Source organism: Pseudocitrobacter cyperus, assembly GCF_039889165.1.
GTDB classification, from domain to species: Bacteria; Pseudomonadota; Gammaproteobacteria; order Enterobacterales; family Enterobacteriaceae; genus Pseudocitrobacter; species Pseudocitrobacter cyperus.
Genome location: NZ_JAYMYY010000004.1, coordinates 148,942 through 165,376 on the forward strand (window position 1 = coordinate 148,942; position 16,435 = coordinate 165,376).

A 16,435-nucleotide genomic window follows, 5' to 3' on the forward strand; every position below is an offset into this window, starting at 1 on the left:
TGTTGTGTATATCCCTTAGTGCGCCGGGTCGTCGTTAATAGAAGACTGTAACGCCTGAGCAAATGAGCGGGCGATAGCCTGGCGCTGAGCCGGGGCGACGCTGCTGTTAATCAGGTTCGTCACCATGTTCCCCAGAACCATCAAAGAGAGGTCTGTTGGAGTCTTGTGTTGTTCCAGTACGTTGGCCAGCTCACTGAGCAGTTGTTCAACGTGTTCATCACTGTAGCGGGATTGTTGTGGCATAAATCAAATCTGTCTATATATGGAAGGGCAATATATTACCGTAGCACCAGCATTTTTTCCGCATTTTTTCGCCGTAAACCTCATCCTTTCCTCGTGAATGAAAGGATGGGCATCTGAAGAAAGAGCAAGTTGCGCTGCAGCCTAAGGGGTGGTTGAATACACGCTTCCTAAAAGGAGAGTTTAACATGAGTCTGGATATCGACCAGATTGCGTTGCACCAGCTTATCAAACGCGATGAGCAGACGCTTGAACTGGTGCTGCGTGATTCGCTGCTGGAACCCACCGCGCCCGTTGAAGAGATGATGGCGGAGCTGCATCGGGTATACAGCGCTAAAAATAAGGCCTATGGGCTGTTTAATGAAGAAAGCGAGCTGGCGCAGGCGTTACGTCTGCAACGTCAGGGCGAAGAAGATTTTCTGGCCTTTAGCCGTGCGGCCACCGGCCGCCTGCGCGATGAGCTGGCAAAATATCCATTTGCGGACGGCGGCATCGTGCTGTTTTGTCACTATCGCTACCTCGCGGTGGAGTATCTGCTGGTGGCGGTGCTGAATAATCTCAGCAGCATGCGCGTGAATGAGCAACTGGACATCAGCTCCACGCACTATCTCGATATCAACCATGCTGATATCGTTGCGCGTATTGATTTAACCGAGTGGGAAACCAACCCGGAGTCAACGCGTTATCTGACGTTCCTGAAAGGGCGAGTAGGGCGCAAAGTGGCGGATTTCTTTATGGATTTCCTCGGCGCCAGCGAAGGGTTGAACGCCAAAGTGCAGAACCGTGGTCTGTTACAGGCGCTGGATGACTTCTCGGCCGAAGCGCAGCTCGACAAAAACGAGCGCCAGACCGTGCGTAAGCAGGTTTACGACTACTGCAACGAACAGCTACAGGCGGGTGAAGAGATTGAACTGGAGTCGCTCTCCAAAGAGATTTCCGGCGTCAGCGAAGTGAGCTTTAGCGAGTTTACCGCAGAGAAAGGCTATGAGCTGGAAGAGAGCTTCCCGGCGGATCGCAGTACGCTGCGTCAGTTGACGAAGTTTGCCGGTAGCGGCGGCGGGCTGACGATTAATTTCGACTCAATGCTGCTGGGCGAGCGTATTTTCTGGGATCCGGCCACGGACACGCTGACCATTAAAGGCACGCCGCCAAACCTGCGCGATCAGCTTCAGCGTCGCGTTGGCGGAAAGTAACGATATAAAAAAACCCCGCATTGCGGGGTTTTTCACAACTTGTCAGCGATTAAGCGCGAACGAAGTCGATGTGAGACAGTTTTGGCTTGAACGGGTGACGCTGTACAGCCTGAACTTTCACTTTTTCTTCTTTGCCATCGATAACGATGGTTACAACTTCTGCGTAAAACTCAGCTTTGTCCTGCATGTTCCACACTTTGTCGTGATCCAGTTCGATTGCAACCGGAGCAGCTTCGCCACCATAGATGATAGCCGGGAACTTGTTAGCTGCGCGCAGGCGGCGGCTCGCACCCTTACCCTGCTCTTTACGTGCTTCTGCATTGATAGTAAACATTTAAATCTCTCTTAATTATTCCTGCTACAGGCGACCCAGCAGCAGGCAAATGATCTGCTTCACGGATGTGAAAGCGGGCGGCATTTTATACTTATTTGTTCGTTGCATCAATCAAAAGCGCGCTTATCCGCGTAATTCATTGGCGCGACGGAAACGGCCTTCATAGTCAAAAACCTTCTCGCGCACCTGCCAGAACTGTCCCTTTTTACGTGCGACCACGAAATCCGGGTGACGTAATAGTGCTTGCTGGGTAAGGATGTCGGCAGGGGTGATCCAGCGCAGCGGTACGCCGGGCGTGCGGGTGTGTGGGCGGATAAAGAGTTGTTCAAAGGCGGTGCGTTGTGCGGGCGTGTGCAGGCGGAAGCGCTCACTGACATCAGCACCGTCTTCATCGTAATAGGTGATTTTCAGCCACGCGCCTTTTTCATCCGCGCCGTCCTGCAGCACCATTCCGCTACAGCGCAACACCAGCGCATCTTTAAGCTTTAGCGCCGCTTTCAGCATATCGTCCGGGTCGACCAGCACCGTGTCACACTCCCGGCAGCGGCGGGCGGCAATGTCATTTTCCGCATTACACTGCGGGCAGTTTTTGAAGCGGAAACGGTAGTCGCATTGTTCACGATTACCCTCGTCATCTTCCAGCCAGCCCTGACAGCGGCGGCCAAAGTGCTCAATCAGGGTGCCGTCGGCGGTGGTTTTCCCCCAGAAGGTATTGGCAAATCCGCAGCCGGGGCAGAAAACCTGGACGGGGACGTTGTCACTTTTGCCTTTTGGCGCGCCCACTTCCGGGGCGAAGAGATCGTGAGGATTCCCGGCGTAGTCCAGAATCAGGCAGTCTGTTTTACCCGGCGACAGGCGCAGGCCGCGTCCGACAATCTGTTGGTAAAGACTTACTGATTCTGTAGGGCGCAGGATAGCGATTAAATCGACATGGGGCGCGTCAAAGCCGGTGGTTAACACCGATACATTTACCAGATAGCGAAATTTCTGTGCTTTAAACGCCTCAATCAACTTATCGCGCTGCGGCCCCGGGGTTTCACCGGTAATAAGGGCGGCGTCACTGGCAGGTAGCAGGCCCGTGATTTCCCGCGCGTGCTCGACGGTGGCTGCGAAAATCATCACCCCTTTGCGAGATTGCGCAAACTCTTCAATCTGGCTGATGATGTGTGGGGTAATGCGTTTTTGCTGTTTCAGCTCGCGATTAAGATCCGCCTCGCTAAACAGGCCGTGACTATTGGCCTGAAGACGGCTGAAATCGTACTGCACGACGGGCATATCAAGCTGTTCGGGCGGCGTCAGATAGCCGTGCTTAATCATATAGCGAAGGGGCAGCTCGTAGATGCAGTCACGGAACAGGGCTTTTTCATCGCCGCGCACCATGCCGTGGTAATGGAACTGGTAGATCCAACCTTTTCCCAGGCGGAACGGCGTTGCGGTTAGCCCCAGCAAGCGCACGGCTGGATTTACGCTCTTCAGGTGGGCAAGAATTTGCTGATACTGGCTGTCGTCGTCGTCGCTGATGCGGTGGCACTCATCGACGATCAACAGCGAAAATTCACTCCTGAAATGGTCGAGATTGCGCGCGACGGACTGCACACTACCAAATACCACTTTGCCGTGGCTCTCTTTTTTCTTCAGGCCCGCCGCGTAGATATCGGCCTCAAGGCCGAGAGCGCAATATTTGGCGTGGTTCTGAGCCACCAGTTCCTTAACATGTGCAAGTACTAACACACGCCCGCGCGCCAGCCGCGCCAGTTCCGCAATCACCAGGCTTTTGCCCGCGCCGGTGGGCAGCACAATCACGGCAGGGTGTTGATGGCGGCGAAAATGGTTGAGAGTCGCGTCGACGGCTTCCTGCTGATAGGGACGAAGTGTAAATGTCATTGGTCTCGGTAATTAGTTTTGTGCCTGATTAGTATGCCACGAATCTTTTCGCTTGAGTGGTATAACAACCCCGTTATACTTGATCATTGTTGTTACTCCATTTTTCGGGCGAGTTGCCCGACACCCGGCATCATACAGGCTAAAAATTTTCATGCGACTTGATAAGTTTATCGCTCAGCAACTCGGCGTCAGCCGTGCTATTGCCGGGCGTCAGATCCGCGGCAACCACATCACCGTGGATGGCGAAATTGTGCGCGATACGGCGTTTAAACTGCTTCCTGAACATGAGGTGGCTTACGAGGGCAACCCGCTGGCCCAGCAGCACGGCCCGCGCTACTTTATGCTCAATAAACCGGAAGGATACGTCTGTTCAACCGACGATCCGGATCACCCTACCGTGCTTTATTTCCTCGATGAACCCGTAGCGCATAAGCTCCATGCTGCCGGGCGTCTGGATATAGATACAACCGGCCTGGTGCTGATGACCGATGACGGCCAATGGTCGCATCGCATTACTTCTCCGCGTCATCACTGCGAAAAAACCTATTTTGTTACCCTGGAAAACCCGGTCAGCGATGATACGGCTGAGCTGTTTGCTAAAGGCGTACAGTTGCACAACGAGAAAGATCTCACCAAACCGGCGGTGCTGGAAGTTGTGACGCCAACGCAGGTGCGTTTGACTATCAGCGAGGGTCGCTATCACCAGGTAAAACGCATGTTCGCCGCCGTGGGTAATCACGTGGTCGGCCTGCACCGTGAACGCATCGGCGACATTGCGCTCGACGATGACCTTGAGCCGGGCGAGTACCGTCCGTTAACCGAAGAAGAAATCGCCAGCGTCGGCCTTCCGCCGCGCTAACATTGAGGTATCTTGTGACATCCAGGCAGCCTTCGTCGTTCAATATTGTGTTTATCCTTGGCCTGCTGGCCATGCTGATGCCGCTTTCTATTGATATGTATCTTCCGGCGCTGCCGGTTATTTCACAACAGTTTGGCGTACCTGCCGGTAGCGCGCAAATGACCCTCAGTACGTATATTCTGGGGTTCGCCGTCGGGCAGTTATTGTATGGCCCGATGGCGGATAGCCTCGGACGTAAGCCCGTTATTCTTGGCGGTACGCTGATTTTTGCCGTCGCAGCGATTGCCTGCGCACTGTCAAAAAGCATCGATCAGCTTATTGTTATGCGCTTCTTCCACGGCCTGGCGGCGGCTGCGGCAAGCGTGGTGATCAACGCCCTGATGCGCGACATTTATCCGAAAGAGGAGTTCTCGCGGATGATGTCGTTCGTGATGCTGGTCACTACCATTGCGCCGCTGGTCGCGCCAATGGTGGGGGGCGCGGTGCTGGTCTGGTTTAGCTGGCGCTCAATATTCTGGATCCTTGCCGCCGCAGCGATTGTGGCTTCGCTGGCTATCTGGTTCTTTATTGCTGAAACCCTGCCTGTTGAAAAGAGGCAGAAGTTTCATCTGCGCACGGTGTTGGGCAACTTCGCGTCGCTGTTTCGCCACAAGCGCGTGCTCTCATATATGCTGGCGAGCGGCTTCAGTTTTGCTGCGATGTTCTCGTTCCTGAGCGCCGGGCCGTTCGTCTATATTGAGCTAAACCACGTCTCGCCACAGCACTTCGGCTACTACTTTGCGCTAAACATTGTCTTTCTGTTCATCATGACCACCATTAACAGCCGTATTGTGCGCCGGGTTGGGGCGTTGAATATGTTCCGCATCGGGTTGTTCGTGCAGTTTGCTATGGCGGTATGGATGGTTGTCTGTGCACTGCTGGATGTGGGATTCTGGTCGCTGGTACTGGGGATCGCGGTATTTGTCGGTTGTGTGTCGATGGTTTCGTCGAACGCGATGGCGGTGATCCTCGATGAGTTCCCGCATATGGCGGGCACCGCATCGTCGCTTGCCGGAACCTTCCGTTTTGGTATTGGCGCGATAATCGGCGCGCTGCTTTCGCTGGCAACCTTCAACTCTGCCTGGCCGATGATTCTCTCCATTGCCCTGTGCGCCAGTTGTTCGCTCTTATTCCTGCTCTACGCCAGCCGACGTCGAAAGTGCGCGTAGTACAAACATTTTGAAAAAGGGGCGAATTTTCGCCCCTTTTTTTTGATGCATATCAACGGATAGATTATTCATGCTACGAATGTATGTTTCTTTTATGTAAAATCTAATAATGTAAAAAGTCACATTGTTGTAGATAAAAAGGTTGTGTTAGATCACAGAAACGGGTACATATAGCGCCGATTAGCATGACCCGATTCGCTTGTCGCGACAAAATAATCACTCAGTCAATAAAATAAGCCGTAAGTCGCAGGCGTTTTTTTCTGGATGTAGGACGATTTGTCAACAATGTGTTAATATTGATGTAAAATAATTGTGAAGTAAATTGCTTCCGGGGAAAGAACGTGACGACATTACAGCTTTCAATCGTACATCGGCTGCCGCAGGATTATCGCTGGGCGGCCGGTTTTGCAGGTTCCAGAGTTGAACCGATTCCGCAAAATGGCAGTGCCAGTGAAAACTCGCTGGTGGCCCTTAAGTTATTGAGCCCGGATGGCGAAAAAGCCTGGCCGGTGATGCATACCTTAAGCCAGGCGTTATCTGATATCTCGCTGGATTGCTCCGTTCTGGAGTGTGAAGGGGAGCCATGCCTGTTTGTGAAACGACAGGATGAGTGTGCCGCAACCTGCCGACTGAAGAATTTTGGCGTGGCGATTGCCGAAACCTTTTCCGGCAATAATCCGTTCTGACCGTCAGCTCAGCGTAATGAGCTGGCGGGTGTAATCCTGTTCTGGCGCCGCGAATACGCGCTGGCACTCACCCTGTTCGACGACGTTTCCCTGCCGCAGTACAATCACCTGGTGACACAGCGAGCGCACCACATGCAGGTCGTGGCTGATAAAGATATAAGCCAGCCGATACTTCTCCTGTAACCCTTTCAATAACGTCAGTATCTGAGCCTGAACGGTGCGATCGAGCGATGATGTCGGTTCATCCAGGATAATCAGTTCTGGCTTGAGGATCAGGGCTCTGGCAATGGCGATTCGTTGACGCTGCCCGCCGGAGAAGGCGGCAGGATAGCGATGACGGGTTTCGGGATCTAAACCTGTTTCCTTCATCACCTGTATCACCCGTTGTTCGCGTTCTGCGGCTGACAGCGCCGGATGGTGCACCCGTAGCCCCTCTTCAATAATTTGTAACGCATTAAGCCGCGGGTTGAGGGATGAATTGGGATCCTGAAAGACCACCTGAATACGATGGCGCAACGGTAGCAACTCCTTGCGGCTACGGCCCTGCAACGCCTCGCCAGCAAACTGAATCTCGCCCTTTGAGGTAATAAGGCGCAGTAATGCCAGCCCGGTGGTGCTTTTCCCTGAACCTGATTCCCCCACCAGCCCCAGCGTTTCCCCGGCGCGCAGGGTAAAACTCACATTGTTCACCACGCGGTTATGGTCGACGACCCGCCGTAAAACGCCTTTGCGGATGGGAAATTCGACGCTGAGATCATTCACCGCCAGTAGCGTTGCCGCGTCGTCCGGCAGAGGAACCGGGTCGCCCGATGGCTCGCTGTCGAGCAGTTTTCGGGTGTAGGGGTGAGCAGGCGCGGCAAATAGCGCGCGGGCGTGGTTTTGCTCCACGCAGCGCCCTTGTTGCATCACTGCCACGCGGTCGGCAAGTTTGCGCACAATGCTGAGGTTATGGGTGATAAAAAGCAGCCCCATATTCAGCTCGCGCTTCAGTTCCCGCAGCAGTTCCAGAATTTGCGCCTGTACCGAGACATCCAGCGCGGTTGTGGGCTCGTCGGCAATCAGCAAATCGGGGCGAGTCAGCAGCGCCATGGCGATCATCACGCGCTGACGTTCGCCGCCGGAGAGCTGGTGCGGATAATCCGCCAGCCGTCTTGCGGCATTGCGAATGCCTACCCGGTCGAGGCAATCTAACATCTCCGCCCGCGCAGGCTCTTTTCGCATTCCCCGGTGCAGGGAAAGCACTTCATAAAGCTGTTTCTCCACCGTATGGAGTGGGTTCAGCGAGACCATCGGCTCCTGAAAAATCATCGCAATACGGTTGCCGCGCACTCCGCGCAGCGTGTGCTCGCTGGCATGCAGTAATGATTCGCCCTGAAAGCGGATATCGCCGGTGGGGTAACTGACGGGCGGTTGCGGGAGCAGACGCAGAACGGAGAGCGCGCTGACTGTTTTCCCCGAGCCCGATTCCCCCACCAGCGCCAGCGTTTCACCGGCATCAATTTGCAACGAGAGTTCGTTGACTACCGTGCGCGTTTCACCCTGGTTGCGAAAAGCGATGGAGAGGTTGTCGATCTCAAGCAGTGGATGCGTCATCTTAAACCGCCTTATTCGGATCGAAGGCGTCGCGCACGGCTTCGCCAATAAAAATGAGTAGCGACAGCAGTACGGCAACGGACAGAAATGCGGTGATGCCCAGCCACGGCGCCTGAAGGTTGTTTTTCCCCTGCAGTAACAATTCGCCCAGTGAAGGCGACCCCAGCGGCAGGCCGAAGCCGAGGAAATCCAGCGATGTCAGGGTGGTAATGGAACTGCAAAGGATAAAGGGCAGGAAGGTGAGCGTCGCCACCATGGCGTTGGGCAGCATATGACGGAAGATAATGCTGCGGTCGCTGACCCCCAGCGCCTGGGCGGCGCGAATATAGTCGTAATTTCGGGTGCGTAAAAACTCAGCGCGGACTACGCCTACCAGCGCCATCCAGCCAAACAGTACGGTAATCGCCAGCAGCCACCAGAACCCGGGCTGTACCACACTCGACAGCAGGATAATTAAAAACAGTGTCGGCATGCCCGACCACACTTCAATAAAGCGCTGTCCCCAGAGGTCAATTTTGCCACCGTAGTAGCCCTGAATGGCGCCTGCCATCACGCCCATTACGCTTGAGCAAATCGTTAGCATCAGGCCGAACAGAATCGAGATGCGCGTACCGTAGAGAATGCGCGCCAGCACATCACCCCCGTTGGCGTCGGTGCCCAGCCAGTTTTGCGAAGAGGGAGGCGAAGGGAAGGGGACATCGGTATTGAAGTTGATGGATGTCGCGCCATAACGAATCGGCGCCCACACGACCCAGCCATTTTCGCTCAGTTGCTTGCGTAACCACGGATCCTGATAATCAGCCGCGGTGGCAAACTGACCGCCGAAGGTTTGCTCGCTGTAATCCTTCACCAGCGGCACATAGAGGCTACCTTTGTACTGCACCAGCAGCGGACGATCGTTGGCAATCAGTTCTGCCCCCATGCTGCAGATAAAAAGGATGAGGAAGCTCCACAGCGACCAGTAGCCGCGACGGTTATGGCGAAAACGAGCCCAGCGAGCCTGATTAATGGGATTTAAAGCGATCATCCGCGCCCCTCAAAATCAATACGCGGATCGACCAGCGTATAAGTGATATCGCTGACAATATTCAGCAACAGGCCGATCAGCGTGAAGATATAGAGCGTACCAAACATCACCGGATAGTCGCGTGAGACAGTGGCTTCATAGCCCAGTAGCCCAAGCCCGTTCAGCGAGAACATCACCTCAATCAGCAACGAGCCGGTAAAGAACATACTGATGAAGGTTGCCGGGAAACCGGCAATCACCAGCAGCATGGCGTTACGAAAGATATGCTTCCAGAGAATGTTTTTCTCGCTCACCCCTTTGGCGCGAGCGGTCACGACGTACTGCTTGCGGATCTCATCAAGAAACGCATTTTTTGTCAGCATAGTGAGCGCAGCAAAACCGCCAATGACGGTCGCCAGCACCGGCAGTGTAATGTGCCAGAGATAGTCGGTGATTTTTTGATACCAGGGCAGGGTATCAAAATTGGCTGAAACCAGCCCGCGCAGGGGGAAAAGATCGTAATAGCTGCCGCCTGCGAATAGCACAATCAGCACGATGGCGAACAAAAACGCGGGAATGGCGTATCCGATGATAATAAATGCGCTACTCCAGGTGTCGAAACGGCTGCCATTTTGCACGGCTTTGCGAATACCAAGCGGTATCGACACCAGGTAAATAATCAGCGTACTCCACAGGCCCAGGGTGATGGAGACAGGCAGACTGTCTTTCATAAGCTGCAACACAGAGGCGTTGCGAAACAGACTATTGCCAAAATCGAAACGCAGGTAATCCCCCAGCATTTTGAAATAGCGTTCATGCAGCGGTTTATCAAAGCCATAGCGTTGGGTAATTTCGGCAATCACTTCCGGGTCGAGGCCGCGCCCGCCACGATACTGGCTGTCAGCGATATTGCCCACGCCCGCTCGTGCATGTCCTGGCCCGCCTGTGCCGCCACCCGCGCCGGGCAGGCCGCTCTGTTGGCCGAACTCTACGGCGGCAATCGCCTGATCGACCGGGCCGCCGGGCGCTATCTGTACGATAAAAAAGTTGAGCGTGATAATCGCCCACAGGGTGGGGATCACCAGCAATAAGCGACGGAGTAAATAGGCGCCCATGTTCTCTCCTTAGCGTCTGGCTTCGGGCAGTTTTGCCGCTTTATTCACGTCGTACCACCAGGTATCGAAACCGGTGGAATAGAGCGGGCGAATCGCCGGATGGGAAAACTTATCCCAGTAAGCCACATGGTCTTCTGCCATATACCACATCGGCAACATATAGAAGTTCCAGGTTAAAACCCGATCCAGCGCGCGTCCGAGCGGGATCAGTTTTTTCTCGTCCCCTTTGGCGTGAATGATCGCGGCGATAAGCGAGTCAATCACCGGGCTGGCGACGCCGGGGGCGTTATAAGTGGAGTTGATATATTCAGACGACCAGGAGATTTGCAGGTCAGAGCTTGGCCATGCCATGGCTCGCCACAGGCTTGGCATCATGTCGTAGTCGCGATTGCGCAGGCGGTTAATCATTTGCGAGTTATCGACCTGGCGAATGGACATGTCTACACCCAGACGCTTCAGGTTGCGCTGAAAAGGCATCACCCACTGGTTGTTGCCACCGGAAGCGACCAGCAATTCAAAGCGCAGCGGCTGGCCGGTTTTCTCGTTTACCCGCTGCTGCCCTTTCAGCACCCAGCCGGCCTGAGTCAACAAATCACCCGCTTTAAGCAGATTTTCACGGTTCGCACCATCACCGTTTGACGTCGGAGGCTGATAAATCGTGGTGAAGACTTCCGGCGGCAGGTCTTTTTTCATCGGCGCCAGCAGGGTGAGTTCATCCGCATCCGGATAGTGTCGGGCGGCATATTCTGTATTCTGGAAATAGCTGTTTGCCCGGCTGTAGGCGTTATAAAACAGCGCCTTATTCATCCATTCAAAGTCAAATGCCATGCTAATGGCCTCGCGAACCTGTCGGTCGGCAAATACCGGGCGCTGAATATTGAATGCCAGCCAGCGAGTATCCTGAGACGCCTCGTTTTTTTGTTCTTCTTTTACGATGTACCCGTCAGTGAAATTTTTACCGATGTAGCGTGTCGCCCAGTTTTTGGCGCTGCTTTCATTACGGACATCGAATGCGCCCGCCTTAAAGGCTTCAAAGGCGACGTTATCATCAAGGTAGTAGTCATAGCGGATGGTATCGAAATTCCAGCGGCCGCGGTTGACCGGCAGATTTGCGCCCCAGTAGTTTTTTTCGCGCGAATAGACGATGTACTGCCCCAGTCGCCAGTCGGTAATGCGATAGGGGCCGCTGGCGAGCGGTGGAGTGGAGAGCGGATCGCTGAGTTTATGATTGCGCCAGAATTTCTCCGGCATCACCGGTAGTGAAAACAGGCTCAACATATCTTCTTTGCCTGGTTTGCCAGGCTCGATGCGCACCGTTAACGGAGCGATAGCCTTTACGGTGGTGCCTTTGTAGACCAGACGGAACTGTGGCACACCCTCGGTCATAAATTTATGAAAGGTAAACTCGACATCGCGGGCGGTGATGGGAGAGCCATCGTGGAAAGTGGCCTGCGGATTCATACTCACTTCCACCCACGAGTAATCGTCGGCGTAGCGCGCGCTTTCGGCAATTAGCGGGTAATAGCTACCCGGTTCATCATCCGAAGTGGTGAAGAGGCCGTCATACAACGCCTCCGTGCGGACACCGGGATTTCCGCGCAGGGCGTAACGGTTAAAGTTATCGAAGGTACCGATAGCGGAGAGCGTTACCTTGCCGCCTTTAGGCGCGGCGAGATTCACGTAGTCGAACTGAGTGAAGTTAATGGCATACTTCGGCTCACCGATGACCGCAAACGCGTAACTTTCTTTAATTGTCTGTGCGCCGAGAGGTAAACTGCTCAGCGCTAACAGCATAAGACACATGCGCACGAATATCACTGGGCTGACTTCCCTTATGGTCAGTTCCTGCTGAACTAACCTCTTGTCCTTGAATAATAATTGACCCTTAGCGGCTTGTGAAATATTTCGCTGGTTCATTATGCGCGTCGATAAGCTGAGCGAGGGTCAACGGCTTGCTTATCCAGTAGCCTTGCAGGAAATCAACGCCGTGGTCGCGTAGCCATGTGGCCTGCTCCTGCGTCTCAACGCCTTCGGCGACAGTGACCAGATTCAGGCGATGGGTCAACGTGAGTACCGTATCCAGTACCGGTGAAGTGACCGTTTCCGTACCAATGGCATTGATAAAGCCGCGGTCGATTTTCAGATAATCGAGGGTGAAGCGCTCCAGGTAGATCAATGCGCTATGACCCGTGCCGAAATCGTCAATGGCGATCTCCACGCCTTCACTATGCAGCCAGTCAAAAACTTTCACGGCCTGCTTCTCATTAAGCATATCGCGCTCGGTCAGTTCCAGCACGACCTGGAAGTAGTTTTCCGGAAGGCTGGCGATCAGGTTACGAATGTCCTGCCTGAAGCTCTCTGCGTGTAGGTGGCTGGGAGAGATGTTGATCCCAAGTTTTGTGCCTGGCGGCAACACTTTTTGTAGGGCTGGCGCTTCTTTGGCGATCAGCTCAAACAGATGACAGGTGAGGGGCACAATCAGGTTTTGCCCCTCAGCGAAACTGATAAACGCGTCTGGTGGGATATTCCCCGCCACCGGATGCGTCCAGCGCATCAGCACTTCTACGCCGCCGATGTGCAAATCGCTGGCGTGAACGACCGGCTGGTAAACGATGTGAAACTGATCGCGCTTGATAGCGGAAAGGATTTCCCGGCCAGGACGAAGCCGTGTGGCCATCACATATAAACACAGAATGCCGCTTAATAATCCGCACATTGACCCCAGCAGCAGGGAATAAAGCATATTGTCCGTGGCGACTTCATTACCATAGAGATAGATCTCCAGCGGTACGCCTTTGATTTTTGCCTGCCGGATTGGGTGGCTGTCGATGGTTGAAAGTGGAACTGGCTGGTGATTAAAGGTCGAGATCGCCGTTGCGCCATTGATAACCAGCGCGACGCCGTTGTACTGATTCTGTTTCGACGGGGTGAGGATCCAGGGCATCAGGTTAGCGTCGATTGAGGTAAACACGCCGCGGTCGGCCAGCAGAGGGCTGCGCACCCAGAGGATGAACGCCGGGCGGTGCGGCATCATTGGTGTGCCGGGTAATATCGCCATGGCTTTATTTTGCGACAGGTCGAGCGAGGGGACGAGATCGCTGATGGCGATATCCATTGCCCCCGTTGCTGATGAACAAAATGCATGTCCCTCTTTCACCAGCAGAAAAGCGCGAATATTGAGGCTAAAAGCGGCGCGAGAGGTGAGTTCAGACGCGACATCTTCGCAACGGCTCATGGTTAGTGGCTGAATGGTATTGATGGTGCCCATCAGATCGCTAAAGTAACCATTGAGATAAAACTTCAGTTCGCTGATGGTGTTGTCGAGTTGTTCTGTCCGTTTATGGTGAAAAACTAAATACTGTGTTCCCCCCGCCAGCAGTGCGATGAACAGCCCGACCAGGATACTGATAAAGGCGAGTCGGCGGTTAACGGAGGTGCTGCGGCTGAGCATAAAGGTTGCGGCCTCGATGATTTTTAATGGGGTTTACCAGATGAGTGGCAAAAAAAAGCACTGCCGGAGCAGTGCTTTCTTATACTTGCAGTTAATCAAGGGAAACTGACGGCAAGTGAAATTAAGAGCGGCTTAACACCCGGCGCGCTTCATTATAGCGCTTTTTCCAGTAAGGCTCGTTCATGCTTGAAATCGTTACACCACTGCTGGTTGACGCGTGAACAAACTGATTATTGCCGATATAGATGCCGACATGACGACCGGTAGAGCCTGCACGGAACAGGACTAAATCGCCGGTGCGGAGCTGGCTGCGGGAAACTGATTTACCGGTTTCCTGCTGTTCCCACGTAGAACGCGGAAGCTCAAGGCCAAACTGTTCGCGGAAGGTGCGCTGAACGAAGCTGGAGCAATCAACGCCGCGCTTGGTGTCACCGCCTAAACGATAACGAACGCCTTTCCAGCCTGCGTACTGATCCATCAGACGTGATTTCACATCGAGGTTGCGTACCATTGATTCAAATTCATCCTGAGAGGCTTGCAGTGACGAGGCATCATTGTTGCCCACTGCATGCGTCTCAGAATGCATATTTCTGGCGGTGTCTTTAGTTGTGCTACATGCAGAAAGCAGAACCGCAACTGCTACTGCTGGAATCGCTCGCAAGATATATCTCAAAATTGGTTGAGATTTGACCATTTTATTTGTTTTCCCTTGAAGTCCTTAACGACAATGTCGTTATAAAAAATGCCAAACGCGTCTGAGACTAAATACACGCTAACAATGAGACAATTCTTTAAATTCAGTTCTGTGGACTAGCGCACAAAATTATTCATGATGAGAATAATTGTTCATTGCTGACAAACGCGAATGAGATTACCCGATTGGCAAGGGCATTGCGAGCGGTTTTACAGGATTTCTTATAAGAAAAAGTGATACAGAAAGTTAAAATTTATGAATGCGTAAAATAGTGTCAATTTTGACTGCATTTCAGGCAATTCACTCATTCGTAAAGATAATCTTCTTGTCGTGAAGGAGTGGTTCTGATGATTGATTAGCGAAAAATTAATCAGGGACTGAAAACAATCCCTGATGATTAATTCCTAACATGCGTTACTTGTTTGTGGATTTCCGCATATTGAAATGGGGAAGATGGCGCTCAAAAAGTAATATGGCTTTGTCGCTGAGCGGGGTCATCAATACCCATGGGGTTCCTATCAATACGGCGGTCAACGAACCGACGGCAATATCGGTGAACCAGTGCGCGCCAATCATCACTCGCGGGAAAGCAAAAATCACGAAAATAGCCAGCGCGATAGCGAACGCTTTGCCGCCAAAATAACGCCACATGAACGTAGCGAAAATCAGGAGCATCATGCCATGATCGCCCGGAAAACTGTCTCTTGAGGCATCTTTCGTGGAGATCTGCAAATAGTCGCTAACCCGGTGAACGTCAGGGAAGAATAGCGTTGGGCTGGCGCGTTTAACCGGCATTAAATTCTGCGCCAGTTGGTTAATAATTACCGCGGCGAGCAGCATCACCAGGCCGATGATGATGATCCGGCGGCGGCCGGCGGCATCTTCTTTCAGCCAGAAGTTGAGCATCAGGCTGCCCATCGCCAGCAGCGAGCAGCCATCAAAGGCGCGGTTGTTGGTGATGGCCAGGAACCACTGGTAAACGCGGCTCTCATCCAGGCCGTGATTAAAGAAATGGAAAATCGCAGAATCGATATTAAACCAGACGCCATGATTTGGCGGCAGGAACCAGCATAAAAAGAGCGCGGCGCCTGCTGCGTTCAGCAGCAGGATTAACGAATATTGCGTTTTCTTCATTTTCTTGACCCTAATCAACAACGACTGCAACCTTAGCGCTTCTACGCTAAACGGAGCTTCAACAGAGTGGTTTGCAACGCATTCCAGTCGACATCTGCATCATTAATCAGCTCAATCCGGCTATCCGGTGGCGCAACGCTCTGGGTCTCAATATGCAGGTCTGCGCCCTGGCGGTTAATCCTCACCAGCCCTTCTGCAATGCGCATGACCGCTTTAACGCGCTGAACGGGAGCAAGGCGCGCCCATTCAAGGATACCTACGGTGTCGAAGGTGGTATCTGCATCAAAAATCCAGCCGCAGGATTGATAACCCTGGCCGCTGTTCAGGCTGCGACGCCAGCGCTGATGCTCCGGCAAGCTCAGTGCTGCCAGCCCTTTTTTCCCGGCGTGAGCGTGAGTATGCGCGGCGCTGGCGGGAAGGTCGATAAGATTACTGCGCGGCTTTTCGAGCAGGGAAGGGGCAATATTGCCTTGTGTTGCATTAACATGCTGCCGCGCGCCGCCATACTGTTGCCACCAGCGCTCAAACGCATGCAGACTTTCCGGCGTGGCCCGATCGCTCTTATTGGTGACAATAATATCGGCAGCGGCGAGCTGGTCGCGGAAGTTCTCATTCTGCACCACTTTTTCATCCAGCAACTGGCGCGGGTCAAGTACGCAGAGCGTGGCGCGCAGGTCGATCCACGGCTCGTAAACCGCGGCGGTCAGAATATCGAGGATCTGTTTCGGGTGGCCCAGCCCGGTGGGTTCAATTAACAGGCGATCGGGTTTACCCTGGCGCAGCAGCGTATTCAGGCCCACCTGCATCGGCAAACCATTCACACAACACATACAACCGCCGGGGATCTCTTTGAGCAGCGCACCGCTATCGGCCAGCAGCGCACCATCAATGCCCACTTCACCGAACTCATTTACCAGCACCGCCCACTTCTCATCGGCGGGCTTATTGGCCAGCAGATGGAGGATGGAGGTAGTTTTACCGCTACCGAGAAAACCGGTTATCAGGTTGGTCTTTGTCACGAAAACTCCAGAATAAAAA

15 protein-coding genes are annotated in these 16,435 nt (G+C 53.5%); 4 read left to right on the top strand and 11 right to left on the bottom strand.

All coding sequences use genetic code 11. The features are described from left to right. Positions 1-15 precede the first annotated feature (15 nt). A complete protein-coding gene (locus VSR74_RS14585) occupies positions 16-243 on the bottom strand; it encodes a YejL family protein (protein WP_347795377.1) in 228 nt (75 codons plus the stop codon). A gap of 185 nt (positions 244-428) precedes the next feature. Between VSR74_RS14585 and yejK the strand changes: the two genes are divergently transcribed. Next, complete coding sequence (yejK, locus tag VSR74_RS14590; protein WP_347795378.1) at positions 429-1,433, top strand: nucleoid-associated protein YejK; 1,005 nt, start codon at positions 429-431, stop codon at positions 1,431-1,433. Between the two features lie 49 nt (positions 1,434-1,482). On the opposite strand, the gene rplY is transcribed toward yejK, so the two are convergent. Further along, the gene (rplY, locus tag VSR74_RS14595) at positions 1,483-1,767 is read right to left on the bottom strand and encodes a 50S ribosomal protein L25 (RefSeq protein WP_347795379.1); all 285 of its coding nucleotides are present in this window, start codon (positions 1,765-1,767) and stop codon (positions 1,483-1,485) included. A gap of 123 nt (positions 1,768-1,890) precedes the next feature. After that, positions 1,891-3,651 carry a DEAD/DEAH box helicase gene (locus VSR74_RS14600; RefSeq protein ID WP_347795380.1) on the bottom strand — a complete coding sequence of 587 codons (1,761 nt, stop codon included), beginning with the start codon at positions 3,649-3,651 and terminating at the stop codon, positions 1,891-1,893. A 151-nt stretch (positions 3,652-3,802) separates the two neighbouring features. Between VSR74_RS14600 and rsuA the strand changes: the two genes are divergently transcribed. The 3 genes from rsuA (at position 3,803) to VSR74_RS14615 (ending at position 6,404) form a co-directional block, all read left to right on the top strand. Beyond that, a complete protein-coding gene (gene rsuA / locus VSR74_RS14605; RefSeq protein WP_347795381.1) occupies positions 3,803-4,510 on the top strand; it encodes a 16S rRNA pseudouridine(516) synthase RsuA in 708 nt (235 codons plus the stop codon). 14 nt (positions 4,511-4,524) lie between these two features. After that, positions 4,525-5,718, top strand: a complete 1,194-nt coding sequence (locus VSR74_RS14610) for a Bcr/CflA family multidrug efflux MFS transporter (RefSeq protein ID WP_347795382.1) — start codon at positions 4,525-4,527, stop codon at positions 5,716-5,718. A gap of 341 nt (positions 5,719-6,059) precedes the next feature. Continuing rightward, positions 6,060-6,404, top strand: a complete 345-nt coding sequence (locus tag VSR74_RS14615; protein ID WP_347795383.1) for a YejG family protein — start codon at positions 6,060-6,062, stop codon at positions 6,402-6,404. A 3-nt stretch (positions 6,405-6,407) separates the two neighbouring features. Here VSR74_RS14615 and yejF read toward each other — a convergent pair whose 3' ends face one another. The 8 genes from yejF to VSR74_RS14655 all read right to left on the bottom strand — a co-directional run bounded on the left by yejF (position 6,408) and on the right by VSR74_RS14655 (position 16,416). Beyond that, entirely contained in the window at positions 6,408-7,997 is a 1,590-nt protein-coding gene (gene yejF, locus VSR74_RS14620; protein ID WP_347795384.1) for a microcin C ABC transporter ATP-binding protein YejF, read from the bottom strand. 1 nt (position 7,998) lies between these two features. Beyond that, on the bottom strand, positions 7,999-9,024 hold the full coding sequence (locus VSR74_RS14625; protein ID WP_347795385.1) for a microcin C ABC transporter permease: 1,026 nt from the start codon (positions 9,022-9,024) through the stop codon (positions 7,999-8,001). Then, positions 9,021-10,118, bottom strand: a complete 1,098-nt coding sequence (locus VSR74_RS14630) for a microcin C ABC transporter permease YejB (protein WP_347795386.1) — start codon at positions 10,116-10,118, stop codon at positions 9,021-9,023. Before VSR74_RS14630 ends, VSR74_RS14625 begins: the two co-directional genes overlap by 4 nt. 9 nt (positions 10,119-10,127) lie before the next feature. Next, the gene (locus VSR74_RS14635; RefSeq protein WP_411914261.1) at positions 10,128-11,921 is read right to left on the bottom strand and encodes an extracellular solute-binding protein; all 1,794 of its coding nucleotides are present in this window, start codon (positions 11,919-11,921) and stop codon (positions 10,128-10,130) included. Positions 11,922-12,003: 82 nt separating this feature from the next. Further along, on the bottom strand, positions 12,004-13,569 hold the full coding sequence (locus VSR74_RS14640; RefSeq protein WP_347795387.1) for a cyclic di-GMP phosphodiesterase: 1,566 nt from the start codon (positions 13,567-13,569) through the stop codon (positions 12,004-12,006). A gap of 121 nt (positions 13,570-13,690) precedes the next feature. Next, on the bottom strand, positions 13,691-14,263 hold the full coding sequence (mepS, locus tag VSR74_RS14645) for a bifunctional murein DD-endopeptidase/murein LD-carboxypeptidase (RefSeq protein ID WP_347795388.1): 573 nt from the start codon (positions 14,261-14,263) through the stop codon (positions 13,691-13,693). A gap of 414 nt (positions 14,264-14,677) precedes the next feature. Further along, positions 14,678-15,397 (bottom strand): phosphatase PAP2 family protein, encoded by a 720-nt coding sequence (locus VSR74_RS14650; protein WP_347795389.1) that lies wholly within the window; start codon positions 15,395-15,397, stop codon positions 14,678-14,680. A gap of 41 nt (positions 15,398-15,438) precedes the next feature. After that, positions 15,439-16,416, bottom strand: coding sequence for a CobW family GTP-binding protein (locus tag VSR74_RS14655; RefSeq protein WP_347795390.1), 978 nt, complete (start codon positions 16,414-16,416; stop codon positions 15,439-15,441). Positions 16,417-16,435 lie beyond the last annotated feature (19 nt).

What these genes read in the sequence shown, in the direction of transcription:
- yejK (WP_347795378.1), top strand. Translation starts at nt 429, where the DNA reads ATGAGTCTGGATATCGACCAGATTGCGTTGCACCAGCTTATCAAACGC.
- VSR74_RS14650 (WP_347795389.1), bottom strand. Translation starts at nt 15,397, where the DNA reads ATGAAGAAAACGCAATATTCGTTAATCCTGCTGCTGAACGCAGCAGGC.
- VSR74_RS14630 (WP_347795386.1), bottom strand. Translation starts at nt 10,118, where the DNA reads ATGGGCGCCTATTTACTCCGTCGCTTATTGCTGGTGATCCCCACCCTG.
- VSR74_RS14635 (WP_411914261.1), bottom strand. Translation starts at nt 11,921, where the DNA reads ATGTGTCTTATGCTGTTAGCGCTGAGCAGTTTACCTCTCGGCGCACAG.
- VSR74_RS14600 (WP_347795380.1), bottom strand. Translation starts at nt 3,651, where the DNA reads ATGACATTTACACTTCGTCCCTATCAGCAGGAAGCCGTCGACGCGACT.
- yejF (WP_347795384.1), bottom strand. Translation starts at nt 7,997, where the DNA reads ATGACGCATCCACTGCTTGAGATCGACAACCTCTCCATCGCTTTTCGC.
- VSR74_RS14585 (WP_347795377.1), bottom strand. Translation starts at nt 243, where the DNA reads ATGCCACAACAATCCCGCTACAGTGATGAACACGTTGAACAACTGCTC.
- rplY (WP_347795379.1), bottom strand. Translation starts at nt 1,767, where the DNA reads ATGTTTACTATCAATGCAGAAGCACGTAAAGAGCAGGGTAAGGGTGCG.
- rsuA (WP_347795381.1), top strand. Translation starts at nt 3,803, where the DNA reads ATGCGACTTGATAAGTTTATCGCTCAGCAACTCGGCGTCAGCCGTGCT.
- VSR74_RS14640 (WP_347795387.1), bottom strand. Translation starts at nt 13,569, where the DNA reads ATGCTCAGCCGCAGCACCTCCGTTAACCGCCGACTCGCCTTTATCAGT.
- VSR74_RS14625 (WP_347795385.1), bottom strand. Translation starts at nt 9,024, where the DNA reads ATGATCGCTTTAAATCCCATTAATCAGGCTCGCTGGGCTCGTTTTCGC.
- mepS (WP_347795388.1), bottom strand. Translation starts at nt 14,263, where the DNA reads ATGGTCAAATCTCAACCAATTTTGAGATATATCTTGCGAGCGATTCCA.